The organism is Janibacter sp. DB-40, assembly GCF_029510815.1.
Lineage (GTDB): Bacteria > Actinomycetota > Actinomycetes > Actinomycetales > Dermatophilaceae > Janibacter.
Map to the genome: position 1 here is coordinate 236040 of NZ_CP120360.1, position 14751 is coordinate 250790.

Below are 14751 nucleotides of genomic sequence, written 5' to 3' on the forward strand. Positions count from 1 at the left end.
CAAATCGGTCCCTCCCCGGGTGGTTGTCGGGCCATTTCCCGCGGATTCCTGCCCTTTTCGTCAGGACGAGCGGGCCCACTCGCGCACCCTGTCGGTGTCCCAGGTCGTGACGATCCGCTCCATCGGCACCCCGAGGCGCTCGGCCCGCTCCGCGCCGTACACCTTCATCTCCAGCTGCCCGGGTGCGTGCGCGTCGGAGTCGATGGCGAAGAGGCACCCGGCCTCCAGGGCCAGCTCGATCAGCTCGTCCGGGGGGTCGCACCGCTCGGGTCGGGAGTTGATCTCGACGGCGACGTCGTGCTCCGCGCAGGCCTCGAAGACCGCGCGGGCGTCGAAGTCGCTCTGCGGACGGGTGCCGCGTCCCCCGTGACGAGGCGCCCCGTGCAGTGACCGAGGACGTTGACCCGGGGGTTGCGCACCGCAGCGAGCATGCGCCGGGTCATCGCCCCCTTCGCCATGCGCAGCTTGGAGTGCACGGAGGCGGTGACCAGGTCGAGCCGACCGAGCATCTCCTCGCTCTGGTCGAGCGTGCCGTCGTCGAGGATGTCGACCTCGATCCCGGACATCAGGGTGAAGGCATCGCCCACGGACTCGTCGATGCGTGCGACCAGTGTCAGCTGCTGCCCGAGGCGTTGCGGCGACAGGCCGTTCGCGATGCGCAGGCGTGGGGAGTGGTCGGTCAGCACCATCCACTCCTGACCCAGCTCGACGGCGGTGAGGACCATCTCGTCGATCGGGCTGCCGCCGTCCGACCAGTCCGAGTGCAGGTGGCAGTCGCCGATGACGGCGGCGGCGTACGCGTCGCCACCCTCGACGAGCGGGCCGCCGTGCTCCTCCTGGTGCCGCACGAGGTAGTCGGGCAGCTCCCCGCGCACGGCCTGCCCGATCACGCCGGCGGTGGACTTCCCGATGCCGGGCAGCTCGGTCAGGGTGCCGTCCTCGGCCCGCTGGGCCACCTCGCCCTCGCCCAGCTCGCGCACGACGCCGACGGCGCCCCGGAAGGCCTCCACCCGGCGGCTGTGCTGCCGTGAGCGCTCCAGGAGGAAGCCGACGCGCCGCAGCGCCTCGACGGGGTCGACGGGTGCCCGGAGCGGAGGAAGGGACTGCATGGTCCCAGTCTGGCCGATCGGGCCGCCGTCACCAGGACGAGTGCAGCGGCCGTCCCTCGGCGAAGCCCGCGGTGGACTGGAGGCCGACGAGGGCACGCTCGTGGAACTCCTCCAGCGTCGCGGCGCCGGCGTAGGTGCAGCTGCTGCGGACGCCCGCGATGATCTGGTCGATGACGTCCTCGACGCCCGGCCCGGACGGGTCGATGTACATCCGGGAGGTCGAGATGCCCTCCTCGAAGTGCGACTTGCGTGCCCGCTCGAAGGGGGAGTCGTCCGCGGTCCTCCCGCGCACCGCTCGGGCGGAGGCCATCCCGAAGGACTCCTTGTAACGACGGCCGTCGGGGTCGGTGACGAGGTCGCCGGGGGACTCGAGCGTCCCGGCGAACCACGAGCCGACCATGACATTGCTCGCGCCTGCGGCCAGGGCGAGGGCGACGTCGCGCGGGTGGCGCACCCCGCCGTCGGCCCACACGTGCTTGCCGAGCCCACGGGCGGCGGCGGCACACTCCAGCACGGCGGAGAACTGGGGTCGGCCGACGGCGGTCATCATCCGCGTCGTGCACATGGCGCCGGGACCCACCCCGACCTTGACGATGTCCGCGCCCGCCTCGATCAGGTCACGGGTCCCCTCGGCGGAGACGACGTTGCCCGCGACGACCGGCACCTGTGGGTCGAGGGCCCGCACCGCGGCGAGGGCCTCGAGCATCTTCGTCTGGTGCCCGTGCGCGGTGTCGACGACCAGCACGTCCGCCCCCGCCTCGAGGAGCGCCTTGGCCTTGGCGGCCACGTCACCGTTGATGCCGACGGCGGCCGCGACCCGCAACCGGCCGTCCACGTCGAGGGCGGGGGTGTACATGCTCGCCCGCACCGCCCCCTTCCTCGTCTGCACGCCCACGAGCGCCCCGGAGGCGTCGACGACGGGCGCCACCCGACGTCGGGCCCGGTGCAGCTCCTCGTAGGCCGTGCGCGGGTCGACATCGGTCGACAGGGTCAACGGGTCGCGGGACATCACGGTGTGCACCTGGGTGAAACGGTCGACGCCGACGAGGTCACGCTCGGTGACGACGCCGACCGGGCGACCGTCCTCCACGACGATCGCCGCGTCGTGGGCGCGCTTCGGCAGCAGCGCGAGGGCCTCGCCGACGGTGACGGTCGGGTCGAGCGTGATCGCCGTGTCGTGGAGGAGTGGGCGGGACTTGACGAAGGAGATGACCTCGGCGACGACGTCGACCGGGATGTCCTGGGGGAGGACCGTCAGGCCGCCGCGGCGGGCGGTGGTCTCGGCCATTCGCCGACCGGCGATCGCGGTCATGTTGGCCACGACCAGCGGCATCGTCGTCCCGGTCCCGTCGCCCGTGCGCAGGTCCACGCCGTGCCGGCTGGCGACCTCGCTGCTGCGCGGGACCATGAAGACGTCGTCGTAGGTCAGGTCGAACTGGGGCTGCAGGCCGTTGAGGAACTCCACGCAGTGCAGTCTAGGGCCGCTCGTGGGGCAGGATCTGTGGCGTGAACTTCTTCCAGGAGACCCCCGCAGACGCGCAACGACGGGCCGGACTGCGTCGGATGCGGTTCGTCGCCACCGGCCTGCTGGTCCTCGCGGCGATCGTCTACGTCCTCACCCTGCGCCTCGACCACGACGGCGTGTGGGGCTTTGTCAACACGGCCGCCGAGGCCGGCATGGTCGGTGCCCTCGCCGACTGGTTCGCGGTGACCGCGCTCTTCCGCCACCCCCTGGGCATCCCCGTCCCCCACACGGCCCTGGTGAAGAAGCGTAAGGACGAGCTGGGGCGCAGCCTGCAGGAGTTCGTCTCGGAGAACTTCCTGACCGAGGAGATCGCCCGCGAGCGGCTGGCCGCGGCCCGGGTCGCCGAGCGCCTGGGTCGGTGGCTGGGGGAGCCGGCGAACCGGCAGCGCGTCCTCGGCGAGGTCGCGGTCGGTGGGACGCGCGGGCTGGAGCGCATCAGCGACGAGGACGTCCACGACTTCCTCGCCCAGCTGCTCCTGCCGCGGCTGTCCCGGGAGCCGGTCAGCCCCATCCTCGGGGCCCTCCTCGAGGGCGTGGTCGCCGACGGCAACCACCGGGGCCTCGTCGACCTGGGCATCGACGAGGTCCACCGGTGGCTCCGGGACAACCCGGACCTCTTCGCCGCCGTCGTCGGGGAGAAGGCGCCGTGGTGGTCACCGGAGTGGCTCGACGACCGGGTCATCGCCTGGACGTACGAGCAGGCCCTGTCGTGGTTGGCGGAGATGCGGGCGGACAACGCCCACCCGGCCCGGGTGGCGCTGGACGACCTGCTGCGCCGGCTCGCCGACGACCTGCAGCACGACCCGGACGTCATGGCCAGCGCGGAGTCGCTCAAGGAGCGGCTGCTCGCCCACCCGCAGGTGCCGACGAGCGCCGTGGCCGTGTGGCAGTCGCTGCGGTCCTCGTTGCTCGGTGCGATGGCCGATCGGGACTCCTACTTCTGGACCCGTGGGGACCAGCTGCTGGTCGACCTCGGGGGGCACCTCACCTCCGACCGGGGCTGGCAGGAGCGGCTCGAGACCCATCTCAGCGAGGTGGTCGCGTTCTTCGTCAACACCTACGGCGACGAGCTCGCCGGGGTGATCTCCGTGACCGTGGCGCGCTGGGACGCGGACGAGGCGAGCGAGCGCATCGAGCTCTTCGTCGGGCGCGACCTGCAGTTCATCCGGATCAACGGCACGGTCGTGGGTGCGCTCGCCGGAGTGGTCATCCACTCGGTCAGTGTGCTGATCAGCTGAGGTCCGCGGGCAGCGGCTCGCGCCCGGGCCGCAGGGGACTGGTCCGGCTCAGCGGCCGATCGTGAGGGTGGCGGACGCGTGGTGGTCCCACTCGCGCTGCGTCAGCGCCTCGTCGCGAGCCGGGGCGGGGACCGCCGTGTCGGTCCACGGGACGCGGCCCCGGGCCAGTCGCAGTCCCATGGCCGGCTTCTCCACGTAGCGCCACGAGGCGAGCGCGAGCGGGAAGGCGAGGGCCATCGACGCCAGGGCGAAGCCCCACACCGGGACGAGGGTCCCGAGGCCGAGCATCGCGAGCAGCTGCTGGACCGGGTAGCCGTAGATGTAGAGACCGAAGGAGGCGTCCTCCTCCGCCGCGATCTGCGTCCGCCAGGTCGAGCCGATGTGCAGCAGCAGGTAGGTCAGCGGGATCGGTGTGGCGGCGTGGAGGAGCGTCTCGGAGGTGAACCCGGCGGCGAGCACGGCCACCGCGGCGATGCCGGCCACGGTGTGGGAGGTGCGGATCCGGTCACGCAGTGCGTAGGCCAGGACGCCGGCGAAGTAGAAGGAGAGCAGTCGCAGGCTGTCGTTGATCATGTGCGCCGGGCCGTCGAGGTCGGGGACGGCCACGTATGCCAGCGGGAGGACGGCGACGACGATGCCGGCGGCCAGGGCGAGGTTGCGGCGCACCCAGAGGACGCCGAGCAGCACGCCGCACACGATGTAGGCGATGAACTCGTGCATCAGCGACCACAGCGAGCGGTTCCAGTTGGCGCCCTCCGGCGAGGCCGCGAGGGTCTGCCCGATCTCCCGGTTGACGATGACCAGGCTCGCGTTGTTGCGGATGTAGGCGAGGGAGTCGCCGGGGTCCCAGCCGACGCCGCTCAGGAGCGCCCCGATCGGGGCGAAGAAGAGGGCGATGACGACCAGGCAGACCCAGAATCCCGGGAAGATGCGCTGGGCGCGACGGGTGATGTAGTGCCGGAAGTCGTGGCGCAGCCGGCTGCCGGCGATGAGGAAGCCGGAGAGGGCGAAGAAGCCGTTGACGCTGTTGGCCCCGATCCAGTGGAAGATGGTGTCGCCGTACCCCCCGATCGTCCACGAGTGGGCGAGGATCACCGCAGCCGCGAGCACGAGCCGGACAGCGTTGAGGGAGTTGTCACGTCCGACCAGCGCGGATCCGATCGTGCGAGCCATGCGAGAATGGTAACGAAGAGGTAACGGCGATGCAGGTCCGAGCCGGGTGGGCAAGGTTGTGGTTCGACGCGTCCCCCGCGGCCAGTGCTTGCACGTACATGCAGCCAGCGCATCTGGAGCGCGCCAGTGACCGACCGTGTGGGAAACTGACGGCCGAAGACACCCGAACTCGCTGCGGCCTGGCCGCCGGGCAGTTCTCCGCTCTCCGCCGTCCACAAGTGCCTGAGGGGTAGCCGCACGTGCCGTCCGATCATTCTGGTCTCACTCAGCTGAGCGACGTCCTCCGATCCTCGTCCTTCTTGGGGTCGATGGTGAAGAGGGTGTGGCAGTACAACGACCGAACCCTGGTTGTCTCCTTCGACATCGCAGGACGTGCGGCCGCCATCGATCTCAAGATCGATCAGGGCGTGGTGACTGGATCGGTTCTCGCCCGCGGCGCGGAACTCCGGCGCCATCTGCGGAATACGCTGGTGGGCAAGGCCGAGCTCGTGGTCGATGGTGGCGCGGAACGGCATGTGTTCGGCGCGTGGCCGTGCGCCGAGACCCGTGGCATCCTGCGCGACGTCATCGACTGGACGCACTGGTTGACCCACCAGCCGAAACGAGCGCCGAGCGAGTACAGCGATCACAAGACCCTGCCCCAGGACCACGTTGGTGCGTTCTGGTGGGACAACAGGCGTAACTTCGGTGATGCGGCTGGTCCATGGCTGGTTGAACGACTCACGGGGCGTACACCGGTGAATTCGCGTCGGGTCAAACATGATGGGTCGACGTTGCTCTCTGTCGGGTCGATCGTGGCATTCCTCAACCGGGACCACGCGTCCATCTGGGGATCCGGACTGATGAGACCACTGGCCGAGGACCGGTTGAAGCGGTTGCAAGGTCTTGATGACGTCACGGTGCACGCCGTGAGGGGTCGTGCCACTGCAGACGAGTTGCGACGTAAGTTGAACTGGCAGGTTCCTGACGTCTACGGGGATCCGGCACTCCTGCTACCCAGGTTCTACACGCCCCGAGTGTCTTCGCTCTCGGCGGGATCGACGGTCGTCGTACCGCACTACTCCCACGCCAAGCACTTCGCGCCTGCCACCACAGACGATGCTCTCCACGTGGTGGACGTCGGCCAAGGCTTGGAACGTGTGGTGGACGACATCGCTTCCGCCGACAGGTGCATCTCGACATCGCTGCACGGCATCATCGTCGCCCAGGCGTACGGCGTTCCCTGGGTGTGGCTCCGTCTGGATGATGACCAGTTGGGAGGCGACCAGTTCAAGTTCAACGATTTCTTCTCCACCCTGGCTGAAGAGAGCGTGTCGCGGTGCGATGTGACCAGTGATCACGTGGCTGGACTGGACCTCAAGTCACTTGCACAAGACGCGAGCCTGCCGGACCTGAATACGTCACTGGATGATCTGCTTGATGCCTTTCCGCTGAAGCCAAAGGGTTCCGTGGCCCACCCGTGGAAGCCGCCGCGAATCAACGTTCGTGCGGCCACCTACAGAGCCAAGGTGTCGAACCTGTCGACATCCAAGGTGCTCAAGCGAGTGAAGCGACTGGGGCGCCGGCTCGTCTAGCCGTGCGAGGCTTTCGGTGGTCAGCGCAGGGGGTCGAAGGGGGTCAGCTCCGGCGCCGGACGGCCGGTCACCATGGTCTTGGCCAGGAGCTGCCCGGTGGCCGGTCCCAGGGTCATGCCCCACATCCCGTGGCCGCCGGCGATGTGCACGTGCGGCGACTGCGACGCGCCGATGAGCGGCAGGCCGTCGGGGGTGCAGGGACGCGACCCGACCCACTCGTCCCGCCGGTCGTCGAGGTCGACGCCACTGAGGAAGGGACGGGCCGCCTCGACGACCGCCTCGACGCGCCGCTGGTCGAGCGGGGCCTCCGGCGGGCGGAACTCCATCATCCCGGCCACGCGCAGCCGGTCACCCAGCGGCGTGCAGGCCACCCGCTCGTTCGGCAGGTAGATGGGCCCGTGCGGGACGTGGTCGATCGGCACGCTGAAGCTGTAGCCCCGGCCGGCCTGCACGTGGGTGCGCACCCCGAAGGGGCGGGCCAGGTCGTCCAGCCACGTGCCCGTGGCGACGACGACCCGGTCGAAGGCCTCGGTGCCCGCTCCCGCGATCGCCAGGCGGACCCCCTTCGCCTCGTCGGTGATGCCGGTGACGCGTGCGCCCTCGCGGACCTTGCCACCGCGGGCGCGGACCGAGTCCGCCAGCGACTGGACGTACTCGATGGGGTTGAGGTACCGCTGGCCGAGCAGGCGGATGCCGGCGCCGACCTCGTCGGAGAAGGTCGGCTCGATCTCGCGCACCTGCTCGCCGGTGAGCTCCTCGAAGCCGACGTCCTGACCGGAGGCCGCGATGTGCTCGAGCTCGGTGAGCAGGAACTCGGTCTCGGGCCGGGTGCGGTAGCCGGCGATGAACGAGGTCGCCTCGTGCGCGGGTGAGCTGACCCCACCCGCCGCGAGGGCGTCGAAGGCCGGTAGCGCGCACTCGTTGATCGGCACGAGGGAGCGCATCGAGCGCGACCAGCGGCGCATCGTGCTGTTGCGGGTGAACATCGCGAGGAAGCGCAGCAGGCGCGGGTCCGCGCTCACCGGGACGTAGACGGGGGACGAGGGGGAGATGACGGCCTTGATGCCGTAGGAGAGGACCGCCGGGTCCGGGAGGGGCGTCGACAGCCCGGGGGTGATCCACCCGGCGTTGCCCCACGAGGAGCCGGCCGCGACGCTGTCGCGGTCCAGGACCTCGACCTCCACGCCGTGCTCCTGGAGGAACCACGCGGTTGACAGTCCGACCATGCCGGCGCCGATGACGGCGACCTTCGTGGGAGGGGGAGTGGGGGAGTTCATCGCGTCCTCTCGACAGGGGGCTCCGGGGTCTCCGGCCGCCCACCGATCCACTGTGCCGCAGATCACGTCGCCGTGGCAAAGCAGGGGGGCGCCACCCGGCACCACCCGGGGTCCGGCCACCTGTTGACAGCGGACGCCGCCTTCCATAATCTCGGGCCACACCTGAACTTGAACCCGGGTTCAGGGTGCATCTCAACGAGGAGAGACACGATGGCTGCAGCCTTGCCGAACCGCACGATCCGCTGTGTCGCCACCATGGCGAGTGGTGGTCTGGTGGCCACCCTGGCAGCGTGTGGAGGATCCGGAGGGGGCGGTGGCTCCGACTCCGGCACGATCACCATCGGGTACTCCGCCGGCATCAGCGGTGGCGCCGCCGAGTACGGCAAGAACGTCCAGAACGGCCTGCAGATGGCCATCGACGAGGTCAACGCCGAGGGCGTGACGGTCGACGGCACCGAGTACACCGTGGAGCTCGAGAGCCTCGACGACCAGTACCAGCCGGGGACGACCGGGACGAACGCCCAGCGCCTCGTCGAGCAGGACGGTGCCACCGTCGTGTTCATCCCCCACGCCGGTGGGATCAAGGCGGCGCAGGAGCTGAACTCCGGACGCACCGAGTTCCTCGTCGGCGCCTACAGCTCGGACCCGGAGATCGTGGAGGGTGGCAACCCGCTCACCGTGATGATCCCGCCGTCCTTCACCAGCTACATCGACCCGTTCATCAGCAAGGTCGACACCCAGGGCAGCGGCAAGCTGGGCCTCCTGGCCACCTCGAGCGAGTTCGGCCAGCAGTGGACCAAGGCGGCGACGGCAGCCTGGGAGGACGCTGGGGGCCAGGTGATGGCGAACAACAACATCAACTACGCCACCGTCTCGGACTTCGCCGGCCCGGTCTCGAAGACGCTGTCCGGCAACCCGGACGTCATCCTCGTCGGAGGGCCCTCGCAGCCCACCGCGATCATCATCGAGGAGGCGCGCAAGCAGGGCTATGAGGGGTCCTTCATGATCCTCGACCAGGCGAAGTTCGAGGAGATGGAGGAGTTCACCGACCCGAAGAACCTCAACAACTCGGTCGGGATCGCTCCGCTGACGGCGTTCGAGGGCACCGAGGACTTCATCACCCGCTACCAGGAGAAGTTCTCCACGGACAAGCCGGTCAATGCGGACATCGCGCTGAACTACCAGGCGCTGCCGATCTTCATCAAGGCGATGGAGACCGCCGGGACCGTCGACGACCCCGCTGCCATCCGCGAGGCCATCGGCGAGAGCATCGACGAGGTGGACCCCAAGTTCCGGGTGGCCTTCGCGCCCGACCGCATCACCGACAACGGGCACCTCCTCGCCGACGACCTCCAGGCGGCCTACCGGAACGAGCAGGGGCAGTACGAGTCCTTCCCGGTCGACCAGCCCAAGGAATGAGCAGCGGATGACGCTCTTCATCCAGCAGTTGATCAACGGCCTGGCGCTGGGCGGCATCTACTGCCTGGCCGCCGTCGGGCTGACTCTCGTCTTCGGGGTGCTGGGCTTTCCCAACCTCGCCCACGGCGCGCTCTTCATGCTCGGCGGGTACTTCACGTACTCACTGCTCGTCGACGTCGGCCTGCCGTACGTGGTGGCGATCGTGTGCGCCGCGCTCGTCCTCGCCGTGGTCGGGGTGCTCTTCGAGCGGCTCATCTTCCATCCGCTGCGGAAGGCTCCGCACACGCACCACATGATCGCGACGATCGGGGTGATGTTCTTTCTCATCGCCGTGGTCCAGGAGGTCTGGGGCACGGGGTTCCTGCGCATGGACTCCCCCTTCGCCGGCCGGATGACCGTCGCGGGGGCGCAGATCTCCTCGCAGCGGATCATCATCATCGTGACCGCCATGGTCGTGCTCATCGCCCTGACGTGGTTCCTCAAGAAGTCCGTCCACGGCCAGGCGATCGAGGCCGTCGAGCAGGACCGCACGGGCGCGACGCTCGTCGGGATCAACCCGGGCGTCGTCTCCATGGTGACCTTCGCGGTGTCCTTCGCGCTGGTGGCCGTCTCGGCGGGACTGGTCGCGCCGATCCAGCTGCTCTCGCCCACCATGGGCGCGTCGCTGAACCTGATCGTCTTCGCGATCATCATCCTGGGTGGGCTCGGCTCCCTCCCGGGGGCGATCATCGGCGGGTTCGTCATCGCCATCGCGGAGGTGATGGCCTCGACCTACATCTCCGTGGCAGCAGGTGAGGCGGCGATCTTCGTCGTCCTGATGGCCGTCCTGGCGATCAAACCGACGGGACTGTTCGGAATGGTGGAGCAACGATGATGGAGAAGATCAACCCGCGTCTGCTCGGCGTCGCGCTCGTCGCGCTCGCCCTGCTCGCGGCACCACTCGTCCTCAACGACCAGCCCTACCTGATCCGGGTGACCACGACGGCGGCGATCTACGCGATCGCCGCCTACGGGATGAACATCATCCTCGGCCTGACCGGACAGCTGTCCCTGGCACACGGTGCGTTCTTCGGCGTCGGTGCCTACATCGTGGGCCTGCTCACGACGGACCACGACTGGTCCTTCTGGGGCTCCTTCCTGCTCGCCATCCTCGCCACCACGGCCCTGGGGTACGCCTCGGGACTGATCGCGCTGCGGACACAGGGCGCGTACTTCGCGATCTTCACGATGGCCCTGGGATTCCTCATCTTCATCGTCGTCACCCGGTGGGAGTCGGTCACGCACGCCCACTCGGGCGTCAGTGGGGTGAAGTACCCGGAGAACATCGGGCCGATCGACTTCACGCAGCCGACGACCATGTACTACTTCGTGCTGCTCATCCTCGGCGGCGCCGCGTACACGACCCATGCGCTGCTGCGGTCCAACGCGGGACGGTCCCTCGTGGCCATCCGCACGTCCGAGGACCTCGCCAGGTCCATCGGGGTCAACGTCGCCGTCGGCAAGCAGCTCGCCTTCACGGCCTCGGCCGGCATCGCGGGACTGGCAGGTGGCCTCTTCGCCTCCCTGACCGGGTTCATCGGTCCGGACTCGGCCGCCATCGACGTCACCTTCGAGTTCCTGCTCTTCCTGCTCATCGGCGGCATGGGGACGGTCATGGGGCCGATCATCGGGAGCCTGCTCGTGGCGTTCCTCTTCGAGATGCTGCAGGACCTGCAGTCCTACCGGTTCATCGTCCTGGGGCCGATCATCGTCCTGCTCGTCATCTTCGCGCCGAAGGGCATCGTCGGTTACCTCAACGACCTCATCCCCGCGCGTCGCCGACGTCGGCAGCGTGCGGCGGCACGGTCAGAGGACGCACCCGACGAGACACCCGCCCCCCGGACGACGAAGGAAGAGGTGGTCTGATGCTGCTGCAGGTACGCGGGCTCAGCAAGAGGTTCGGTGGTCTCGACGCGGTCAAGGACGTGGACCTCGACGTCCCGGAGGGGCAGATCACGGCGATCATCGGACCCAACGGCGCGGGCAAGTCGACGTTGTTCAACCTGCTGGCGGGCTTCTACCGCCCGACGTCGGGGACCGTCACCTTCGACGGCACGGACATCACCGGCATGAAGCCCCACCGGACGGTCCGTGCGGGGATCGCCCGGACGTTCCAGACGACGCACCTCTTCGACGGTGCCACCGTGCTGGAGAACGTCCTGGCCGCCTGTGTCGTGCGGGGCCGATCCAACCCGCTGGACGCGGTGCTGCACACGCCGCGGTACCGCCGCGACGAGAGGGCGAGCCTCGAGAAGTCGATGCAGGAGCTGGAGTTCGTCGGCGCCGCCCACCTGCGCGACGAGCTCGCCTCGACCCTCCCGCAGGAGACGCAGAAGCGGATCTCGATCGCCCTCGCCCTGGCCACGGAGCCGCGCCTGCTGCTCCTGGACGAGCCGGCTGCCGGCACCACCGACGAGGAGACCGAGTCCTTCGGCGAGCTCATCCGGCAGATCGTCGGGCGCGGGATCACGGTCTGCCTCGTCGAGCACAAGATGTCCATGGTGATGAACCTCGCCGACCAGATCGTCGTCCTCGACCACGGCCAACGCATCGCCCTGGGCAGCCCGGACGAGATCAAGAAGGACCCGCTCGTCATCGAGGCCTATCTCGGGGCCGACGCGAGCACGACAGGAGCCTCCTCATGATGACCATCTCCGGGCTCAGCGCCGGCTACGGCGCGGGGAACGTCCTGCACTCCGTCGACATCACCGTCCCCGCGGGTGAGCTGACGGTCATCCTCGGGTCGAACGGCTCCGGCAAGTCGACGCTGTTCCGCACCGTGAGCGGGGTGCTCCGCCCGACCGGCGGACGGATCGAGTTCGCCGGAGAGGACACCACCAGGAGCAGCACGGCCGCCCTCGTGCGCAAGGGACTGGCGCACTGCCCCGAGGGCCGGCACCTCTTCCCGCGGATGTCGGTGGAGAAGAACCTGGTGCTGGGTGCGTACGCCGGCCGCCGTCGGAAGGAGCGGGTGCGCACCCTCCTGGAGCGGACCTACGAGCTGTTCCCGGTGCTCAGGGACAAGAGCAAGCAGTCCGCCGGGTCCTTGTCCGGAGGGCAGCAGCAGATGGTGGCCATCGGCCGTGCCCTGATGTCCGACCCGACGATGCTGATCCTCGACGAACCGTCGATGGGTCTGGCGCCGCTGGTCACCCAGCAGGTCTTCGACGCGATCGTCGGGATCAACCGGGAGGGCATCGGCGTGCTCCTCGCCGAGCAGAACGCGACCTCCGCCCTGCGCATCGCCTCCTCGGGGTACGTCATGGCCGAGGGTCGGGTCGTCCTGTCGGGCCCGGCCGAGGAGCTCGCCGGGGACCCGGCCGTGCAGCAGGCCTACCTCGGGGTGTGACGGCCGGCCGCCGGCCGGTGGCGCTCAGACGAAGGGGGGCCGCCCCAGCCTGGTCATGGTGAGCACCGTCCGCCAGCCCAGCGGTCGGCGCGCGGGGCGGGTCCGCCACCCCTCCCGGTACCCGGCGAGGACGTCGCGAAGTGGTTGGCGCCGCACGGCGCAGACGGCCGTCCAGATGATCATGTGCGCCAGGAAGAGCGGCAGCGGCAGCGACCGCCAGGCCATCCAGAACCGGTTGCGGGCGAGGAACCACATGTAGCGGGAGTGCCGCGACGGGGGCGTCCGGGGGTGGAAGGCGGTCAGGTCGGCGGAGTACCAGATGTGCCAGCCGCGGTCCATGAGGCGCCAGGCCAGGTCCGACTCCTCCATGGCGTAGAAGAAGCGGGGGTCGAAGCCGTCGACCCCCTCGAACGCGCTCCTGCGCACCGCGCAGGCCGCGCCGATGAAGTGGGTGACGGGCCCCGGCCGGTGTGCCGACCGGCGACCCACGCGCGGGACGTGCCGTCGCTGCGACCGACCCGTGTCTTCCACGATCCGCATCGCCATGGCACCCAGGTCCGGGTCCTCGTCGAAGCGCTCGAGGACCGATGCCAGGTGGTCATCGCCCTGCAGCTCCGCGTCGTCGTCGAGGAAGACCACGACGTCCGCGTCGGTCGCGGCGACGCCGATGTTGCGACCGGCCGGGACACCGACGTTCTCCGGCAGCACGATCAGCTGGTCGGCCACCTCGGACTGCGGGGGTTGGCCCCCGTTGACCACGAGGACGAGGTGCGGGTCCACGCCGCGCTGGGCGCGGACCGAGGCCAGCGCCCGGCCCAGCTCGGGACGGTCGCACTGGGTGAGCACCACGACGGTGAGTCGGGGGCGAAGGGGGCGGGGCGGCACCTCCAGCGGTGCGACCTGCTCCCTCACCAGGGTCGCGCTGGTCATGCCCCCACCCCCACGCCTCGGGGGATCCGGGCGGCGCACCGGGCGGCTTCGCGGGCCTGCCGACCTGCGGGGAGCCACCGACCCGCCCTGGCCAGGTCGAGGGCCGAGCGGCCGGCGAAGTAGACCGAGTGGGCCAGTGCGCGCCGCACCGTCGGTCCGCGGCGCGACGGAGGGACGTGGGTGGAGATCACGCCGATGGCCTGCACCCGCTCACGCACGTTGGCGCCGGTGCGTACGAGTGTCGAGGTGTGCGAGGCGTGGTGGCGGCGGTACCGGGCGAGGACCTCGTCGACGAAGAGCACGGGACCGTGCGCCGCGAGGCGGGTCCACATCTCCCAGTCGGCCGCGTGCGGGAGGTCCGTGCGGTAGCCGCCGACCTTCGCGTAGGCGGAGCGTCGCACGACGATGCCCGGCGCGCGCACGCGGTTCGACACCGCGAAGGCGTCGAGGGCCTCCGTCCAGACGCCGGTCCCGTCCCGGTAGGAGCGTGTGGTGTAGAGGTGGCCGCCCTCGGCGTCGACGTCCTGCACGCGGCAGACGGCTGCGACCGCCCGGGAGGGGAGCAGCGCCTCCTCCATGGCGGTGTAGAAGCCGGGGAGCGTCTCGTCGTCACCGTGCAGCAGGTGGACGAGCTCCCCACGAGCCAGGGCGATGCACCGGTTGAAGGTCGCCACGGCCCCGCGGTTGACGGAGTGGCGGACGTACCGCACCCGTCCGGCCCCGAGCTCCTCGACCACCCGGTCCGGGGCATCGCCGGAGGCATCGTCGACGACGATGATCTCGGCGTCGTCGCGGTGCCCCAGCTGGGCCACCACCTCGGGCAGGGCCCGGGCGAGCAGGTCGGCGCAGTCGTGGACGGGGATGACGACGGACCAGCGAAGGGGGGTCTGCGCGTCCGCCGCGATGGTCGGGATCTGAGCCATGCTGCAAGGTTCCGGTCCGTGGGCCAACTTGAGGTGAACCGTTGCGGTGCAACAGATGTCGGTCCGTGGACCCTTTCGTGCATTCGCCCGTGAGGGGCCATCCCGGGCGTTCCGCCCTGCCTACGGTTGCCGCGTGCTGACATCACCACACGCTTCCCTGTGCCCATCGCCCACCGCCGCAACTGCCCGGCACGA

12 protein-coding genes and 1 pseudogene are annotated in these 14751 nt (G+C 69.8%); 7 read left to right on the plus strand and 6 right to left on the minus strand.

The features are described from left to right. Positions 1 to 60: 60 nt before the first annotated feature. Positions 61 to 1109 (minus strand): annotated as a pseudogene (locus PVE36_RS01175) (PHP domain-containing protein). A 28-nt stretch (positions 1110 to 1137) separates the two neighbouring features. Beyond that, positions 1138 to 2574 carry a GuaB1 family IMP dehydrogenase-related protein gene (locus PVE36_RS01180; protein WP_277454054.1) on the minus strand — a complete coding sequence of 479 codons (1437 nt, stop codon included), beginning with the start codon at positions 2572 to 2574 and terminating at the stop codon, positions 1138 to 1140. 41 nt (positions 2575 to 2615) lie between these two features. On the opposite strand from PVE36_RS01180, the gene PVE36_RS01185 reads away from it, so the two are divergent. After that, the gene (locus PVE36_RS01185) at positions 2616 to 3872 is read left to right on the plus strand and encodes a DUF445 domain-containing protein (RefSeq protein ID WP_277454055.1); all 1257 of its coding nucleotides are present in this window, start codon (positions 2616 to 2618) and stop codon (positions 3870 to 3872) included. Between the two features lie 48 nt (positions 3873 to 3920). On the opposite strand, the gene PVE36_RS01190 is transcribed toward PVE36_RS01185, so the two are convergent. Then, on the minus strand, positions 3921 to 5045 hold the full coding sequence (locus PVE36_RS01190) for an acyltransferase (protein ID WP_277454056.1): 1125 nt from the start codon (positions 5043 to 5045) through the stop codon (positions 3921 to 3923). Positions 5046 to 5365: 320 nt separating this feature from the next. Between PVE36_RS01190 and PVE36_RS01195 the strand changes: the two genes are divergently transcribed. Next, positions 5366 to 6619 (plus strand): polysaccharide pyruvyl transferase family protein, encoded by a 1254-nt coding sequence (locus tag PVE36_RS01195; protein ID WP_277454057.1) that lies wholly within the window; start codon positions 5366 to 5368, stop codon positions 6617 to 6619. 20 nt (positions 6620 to 6639) lie between these two features. Here the strand turns inward: PVE36_RS01195 and PVE36_RS01200 are convergent, their stop codons facing one another. Then, the gene (locus PVE36_RS01200) at positions 6640 to 7896 is read right to left on the minus strand and encodes an FAD-dependent oxidoreductase (protein ID WP_277454059.1); all 1257 of its coding nucleotides are present in this window, start codon (positions 7894 to 7896) and stop codon (positions 6640 to 6642) included. A 210-nt stretch (positions 7897 to 8106) separates the two neighbouring features. Between PVE36_RS01200 and PVE36_RS01205 the strand changes: the two genes are divergently transcribed. Genes PVE36_RS01205 through PVE36_RS01225 form a run of 5 tightly spaced genes read left to right on the plus strand, consistent with a single transcriptional unit; the run spans position 8107 to position 12703 of the window. After that, positions 8107 to 9315: an ABC transporter substrate-binding protein gene (locus tag PVE36_RS01205; protein WP_277454060.1), complete on the plus strand. Its 1209-nt coding sequence runs from the start codon at positions 8107 to 8109 to the stop codon at positions 9313 to 9315. A 7-nt stretch (positions 9316 to 9322) separates the two neighbouring features. Continuing rightward, on the plus strand, positions 9323 to 10189 hold the full coding sequence (locus PVE36_RS01210) for a branched-chain amino acid ABC transporter permease (protein WP_277454061.1): 867 nt from the start codon (positions 9323 to 9325) through the stop codon (positions 10187 to 10189). Then, positions 10186 to 11220: a branched-chain amino acid ABC transporter permease gene (locus PVE36_RS01215; protein WP_277454062.1), complete on the plus strand. Its 1035-nt coding sequence runs from the start codon at positions 10186 to 10188 to the stop codon at positions 11218 to 11220. The genes PVE36_RS01210 and PVE36_RS01215 overlap by 4 nt, the downstream gene beginning before the upstream one ends. Beyond that, positions 11220 to 11999 (plus strand): ABC transporter ATP-binding protein, encoded by a 780-nt coding sequence (locus tag PVE36_RS01220; protein WP_277454063.1) that lies wholly within the window; start codon positions 11220 to 11222, stop codon positions 11997 to 11999. The genes PVE36_RS01215 and PVE36_RS01220 overlap by 1 nt, the downstream gene beginning before the upstream one ends. Next, positions 11996 to 12703, plus strand: coding sequence for an ABC transporter ATP-binding protein (locus tag PVE36_RS01225; RefSeq protein WP_277454064.1), 708 nt, complete (start codon positions 11996 to 11998; stop codon positions 12701 to 12703). The genes PVE36_RS01220 and PVE36_RS01225 overlap by 4 nt, the downstream gene beginning before the upstream one ends. A gap of 24 nt (positions 12704 to 12727) precedes the next feature. On the opposite strand, the gene PVE36_RS01230 is transcribed toward PVE36_RS01225, so the two are convergent. Both PVE36_RS01230 and PVE36_RS01235 read right to left on the minus strand, forming a co-directional pair. Beyond that, positions 12728 to 13633, minus strand: a complete 906-nt coding sequence (locus tag PVE36_RS01230) for a glycosyltransferase family 2 protein (protein ID WP_277454065.1) — start codon at positions 13631 to 13633, stop codon at positions 12728 to 12730. Next, a complete protein-coding gene (locus PVE36_RS01235) occupies positions 13630 to 14556 on the minus strand; it encodes a glycosyltransferase (protein ID WP_277454066.1) in 927 nt (308 codons plus the stop codon). The genes PVE36_RS01230 and PVE36_RS01235 overlap by 4 nt, the downstream gene beginning before the upstream one ends. Between the last annotated feature and the right edge of the window lie 195 nt (positions 14557 to 14751).

Excerpts from the sequence above, each read along its gene's own strand:
- PVE36_RS01225 (WP_277454064.1), top strand. The coding sequence starts at position 11,996 with ATGATGACCATCTCCGGGCTCAGCGCCGGCTACGGCGCGGGGAACGTC.
- PVE36_RS01215 (WP_277454062.1), top strand. The coding sequence starts at position 10,186 with ATGATGGAGAAGATCAACCCGCGTCTGCTCGGCGTCGCGCTCGTCGCG.
- PVE36_RS01200 (WP_277454059.1), bottom strand. The coding sequence starts at position 7,896 with ATGAACTCCCCCACTCCCCCTCCCACGAAGGTCGCCGTCATCGGCGCC.
- PVE36_RS01230 (WP_277454065.1), bottom strand. The coding sequence starts at position 13,633 with ATGACCAGCGCGACCCTGGTGAGGGAGCAGGTCGCACCGCTGGAGGTG.
- PVE36_RS01190 (WP_277454056.1), bottom strand. The coding sequence starts at position 5,045 with ATGGCTCGCACGATCGGATCCGCGCTGGTCGGACGTGACAACTCCCTC.
- PVE36_RS01210 (WP_277454061.1), top strand. The coding sequence starts at position 9,323 with ATGACGCTCTTCATCCAGCAGTTGATCAACGGCCTGGCGCTGGGCGGC.
- PVE36_RS01205 (WP_277454060.1), top strand. The coding sequence starts at position 8,107 with ATGGCTGCAGCCTTGCCGAACCGCACGATCCGCTGTGTCGCCACCATG.
- PVE36_RS01235 (WP_277454066.1), bottom strand. The coding sequence starts at position 14,556 with ATGGCTCAGATCCCGACCATCGCGGCGGACGCGCAGACCCCCCTTCGC.
- PVE36_RS01220 (WP_277454063.1), top strand. The coding sequence starts at position 11,220 with ATGCTGCTGCAGGTACGCGGGCTCAGCAAGAGGTTCGGTGGTCTCGAC.